Annotated in this window: 5 protein-coding genes; 1 reads left to right on the plus strand and 4 read right to left on the minus strand. The window is 66.2% G+C overall.

Annotation, left to right across the window (positions count from 1 at the left end; genetic code table 11):
* On the plus strand, window positions 1–229 hold a 229-nt coding region (locus AC1DT2_RS18210; RefSeq protein WP_477297886.1), incomplete at its 5' end, for an EAL domain-containing protein.
* A 57-nt stretch (window positions 230–286) separates the two neighbouring features.
* Here AC1DT2_RS18210 and AC1DT2_RS18215 read toward each other — a convergent pair.
* The 4 genes from AC1DT2_RS18215 to AC1DT2_RS18230 all read right to left on the minus strand — a co-directional run bounded on the left by AC1DT2_RS18215 (window position 287) and on the right by AC1DT2_RS18230 (window position 3,495).
* Window positions 287–742, minus strand: a complete 456-nt coding sequence (locus AC1DT2_RS18215; protein ID WP_477297887.1) for an N-acetyltransferase family protein — start codon at window positions 740–742, stop codon at window positions 287–289.
* 4 nt (window positions 743–746) lie between these two features.
* Window positions 747–2,132 (minus strand): nitrogen regulation protein NR(I), encoded by a 1,386-nt coding sequence (gene ntrC / locus AC1DT2_RS18220; protein ID WP_063570560.1) that lies wholly within the window; start codon window positions 2,130–2,132, stop codon window positions 747–749.
* The gene (glnL, locus tag AC1DT2_RS18225; RefSeq protein ID WP_477297888.1) at window positions 2,125–3,141 is read right to left on the minus strand and encodes a nitrogen regulation protein NR(II); all 1,017 of its coding nucleotides are present in this window, start codon (window positions 3,139–3,141) and stop codon (window positions 2,125–2,127) included. The genes ntrC and glnL overlap by 8 nt, the downstream gene beginning before the upstream one ends.
* A 96-nt stretch (window positions 3,142–3,237) precedes the next feature.
* On the minus strand, window positions 3,238–3,495 hold the full coding sequence (locus AC1DT2_RS18230) for a hypothetical protein (RefSeq protein WP_477297889.1): 258 nt from the start codon (window positions 3,493–3,495) through the stop codon (window positions 3,238–3,240).
* Window positions 3,496–3,540: the final 45 nt, after the last annotated feature.

Raw genomic sequence — 3,540 nt, forward strand, 5'->3', positions numbered from 1 at the left:
GGACAACGACAGCGCCGCCATCGTCAGCGCCATCATCGCTATGGRCAGCGGCATGAACAAAAAGGTGCTCGCCGAAGGTGTCGAAAGCGTGGAACAGGCTAACTTCCTGAGCTCCGCCGGCTGCCCGCAAATGCAGGGCTTCCTCTTCGGCAAGGCCGTGCCCGCACGCGAGTTCGAAGAACGCATCTCCGCCGTCGACATGGGCGACCCCCGCGTCCCCCAGCTCTAACCGCCGTGCTCCCTGTAGGAGCCGATTCATCGGCGAATGGGTGCTCGCGATAACGGGTCAGGATGCCAGCATCGCCTCATACATGTAGTAGTGGCAACGTTCCATGCCGAGACCGGCATACGTTGCCTGCGCCCGCTCGTTCTCCGTCTCGACGTAAAGGCGCACGCCCACGGCCCCAGCGCCACCCGCCATCGCCTTCACGTGCGCATACAGGCCGCGAAACACGCCGGCACGCCGTGCCTCGGGCGCCACGTAAACGCTCTGCACCCACCAGAAGTCCCCGCAACGCCAGTCGCTCCACTCGTAGGTGACGAGCAGGCAGCCGACCGCCACGCCATCGAGCTCGGCGATCAGATAGAAGCCACGCCGGGGCTCATCGAACACGGCGCGCACCCCACGGCCGATGGTCGCCGGGTCGAGCGCCTTGCTCTCCGTCTCCCATGCCATCGCGATATTCCAGCCGGCGATTGCGTCCGCGTCATCGATACCTGCGCGGCGTATGTAGAGGGTCATGCTGTTATCCGTTGGAAGGGCGCCGCTTGCGCGATGCGCCAAGTTTACGCGTGAGCGTATTGCGACCGACGCCGAGCGCGGCGGCGGCGTGCTGCCTGTGCCCGTCGTTGGCGATGAGTGCGGCCTGCAACAAGGTTTTGTCGAGGGCGTCGCGGGCGCGCGCATGCACGTCCACTTCGCCCTGCGCCAGGGCGTCCTGGGCCCAGATGCGCAGGGCATCGGTCCATTCGCTACTGCGCGTTTCCCGCGCGGGTAGCGCACCGAGGTCGCTGGCAAGGATCTCCGCGCCCGGCGCGATCACCGCAAGGCGGCGGCACAGATTTTCCAGCTCGCGCACATTGCCGGGGTAATCACGCTGCTCGACCAGTTTCATCGCCCCGCGCGAGAAACGTTTCGGTGGCAATTTCAGCTCGGCCGCGGCCTGGGCGAGGAAGTGGCGCGCCAGCACGGGGATGTCGCCGCGACGCTGCCGTAAGGACGGCAGCTCGATACGCACCACATCCAGGCGATGTTTCAGATCCGCGCGAAAGAGGCCGGCGGCCACACGCGCGTCCAGATCCTGGTGGGTCGCCGCGATGATGCGCACATTGCCACGCATCAGCTCGCGGCCACCCACGCGGTAGAACTCGCCGCCGGCCAGGACGCGCAGCAAACGCGTCTGCAAGGCGATCGGCATGTCGCCGATTTCATCGAGAAACAAGGTGCCGCCTTCAGCCTGCTCGAAGCGACCGGCATGGCGCCGCTGGGCACCGGTAAACGCACCCGCCTCGTGACCGAACAGTTCGCTCTCGAGCAGCTCGGCCGGAATGGCCGCTGTATTCAACGCGACGTAGGGCTTGCCGCTGCGCGCGCTTTCTTCATGCAGCGCACGCGCCACGAGCTCCTTGCCGGTGCCGGTTTCGCCAGTGATCAACACGTTGAGATCACTCGCGGCGACGCGGCCGATCAAGCGGAACACCTCGCGCATCGCCGGACTTTCGCCGAGCAGCGAATGCGCATCGACGCGGCCGACGGGCACGATCACTTCTTCATGGGCCGCGGCGAGCGTGCGTTCTACGGCCTCCACCGCCATGTCGAGGTCGAAGGGCTTGGCGAGATAATCCGCCGCGCCCGCGCGATATGCCGCCGCTGTCGTGGCGACATCGGTGTAGGCGCTCATGACGATCACGGGGCCGATATTGCGGCGAGTGAGGTCCTCGAGCAGACGCAGGCCATCTTCGCCGGGCATGCGCACGTCGGTCACCAGCAAGCCCGGCCGACCTTCGGCCAACGCGGCACGCACCGCATCACCCGCACTGAACTCGCGCACCGTGTGCCCTGCATCACGCAGGGCCTCGGCGAGCACGAAGCGCACGCCGCGATCGTCGTCGGCGATCCAGATTTCAGTCATGGTGCCGCTCCATCGGAAGGTACAGGGAGAACACCGTTTCACCGGGGCGACTGGTGAAGCGCAGGTCGCCGCCGTGTTCGAGCGCGATCTCGCGCGACAAGGCGAGGCCGAGGCCGGTGCCATCGGGACGGCCCGACACCAACGGCTGGAAGAGAGAGTCGCGGAGCTCGTCTGGCACACCCGGGCCGTCGTCGATCACGTCGATGCGCAGCGCCGCGCGCACCGTGCGCTCGCCGAGACGAGCGCCGTGCTCGACGCGGGTGCGCAGGGTGATCGTCGTCGCGCCGGCTTCGCTGGCATTGCGGGTGAGGTTGAGCAGCACCTGGAGCAGGCGATCGGTGTCACCCAGGCTGTCCGGAAGGCTGGGATCGTAGTCGTGGCGAACGCGCAGCGCGTCGGCTTCGGCACCGACCAAGCCCTCGAGACGCTCGAGCAGTTCGTGGACATTGACCGGGCCAAGGCGTGCTGCACCACGATGCCGGAGCAGGCCGTCGGCGAGGGCAGCCAGGCGGTCTGCTTCGGCGATCACCATGCTCGCCAGCTGGCGGAGGTCGTTGTCGGCCACCCGGCGTTCGAGCAACTGGGCCGCGCCACGGAGGCCGGCCAGGGGGTTTTTCACTTCATGGGCAAAGCCGCGCAGCGTGGCCGAGAGCGGCGTGCCGGCTGCCGCGTTGAGCTCGGGCGCCAGCGGGTGCACTTCGACCAGTAGCCGACCGTCGTCCAGTGGCTGCATGGTCAGGTCGGCCATGATCTCGCGCCCCCGCGCCACGCCGAAGGTGGCGCCACGGAGGTTGAAGGGGCGGCGTTCCAGCAGCGTGCGCTCTAGCTGGGAGGCAAGTGATGGCTCGCGCATCAGCACCGGCAACGGCTGGCCTACCGCCGTGCGGGGACCGACGTCGAGGACCTCGCCCAAGGCAGGGTTGAGCCAGTTCACGCAGAGGTCTGCACCGATGACGGCGAGGCCGGTGCCGAGCAAGGTTAGGAGGTCAGCCTGATCTGGTGCGTGCATTGCACCAATGTAGGGAGGTTGGGCGGGGGCCGCAACAGGACAGATTCGCAGGGTCCTCTGGACGGATTCTGACGTCGTCCCATTTTCCATACACGTTTAAACTAGAGTCGGGCCGCTTTTGACGTTGATGATGCCCAGGCTTATGGCGTAGCAGAGCAGCGCGGGCGCCAGTCCGGCAACGCGAGGACCGTTCCCGTCCTTCGCCAGATTGCCGATGAATGCGAGAAGCGCAACAGCACTTCCTCCGCAGACGATCAAAAGGGTACTGAGTGCCGTTTTCCCGGTCTCAAGCACGGATTTGAAGACTTGGATGCTCCATTCATGGTCCCTGTCTTCCGGTGTCTTACCAGCCATTTCGCATCGCCTCGAGACGTTGATTCGTCAGGTCACTACGCGTAT

Source organism: Luteibacter sp. P4_E6, from assembly GCF_056401535.1.

Excerpts from the sequence above, each read along its gene's own strand:
- AC1DT2_RS18215 (WP_477297887.1), bottom strand. The coding sequence starts at position 742 with ATGACCCTCTACATACGCCGCGCAGGTATCGATGACGCGGACGCAATC.
- ntrC (WP_063570560.1), bottom strand. The coding sequence starts at position 2,132 with ATGACTGAAATCTGGATCGCCGACGACGATCGCGGCGTGCGCTTCGTG.
- glnL (WP_477297888.1), bottom strand. The coding sequence starts at position 3,141 with ATGCACGCACCAGATCAGGCTGACCTCCTAACCTTGCTCGGCACCGGC.
- AC1DT2_RS18230 (WP_477297889.1), bottom strand. The coding sequence starts at position 3,495 with ATGGCTGGTAAGACACCGGAAGACAGGGACCATGAATGGAGCATCCAA.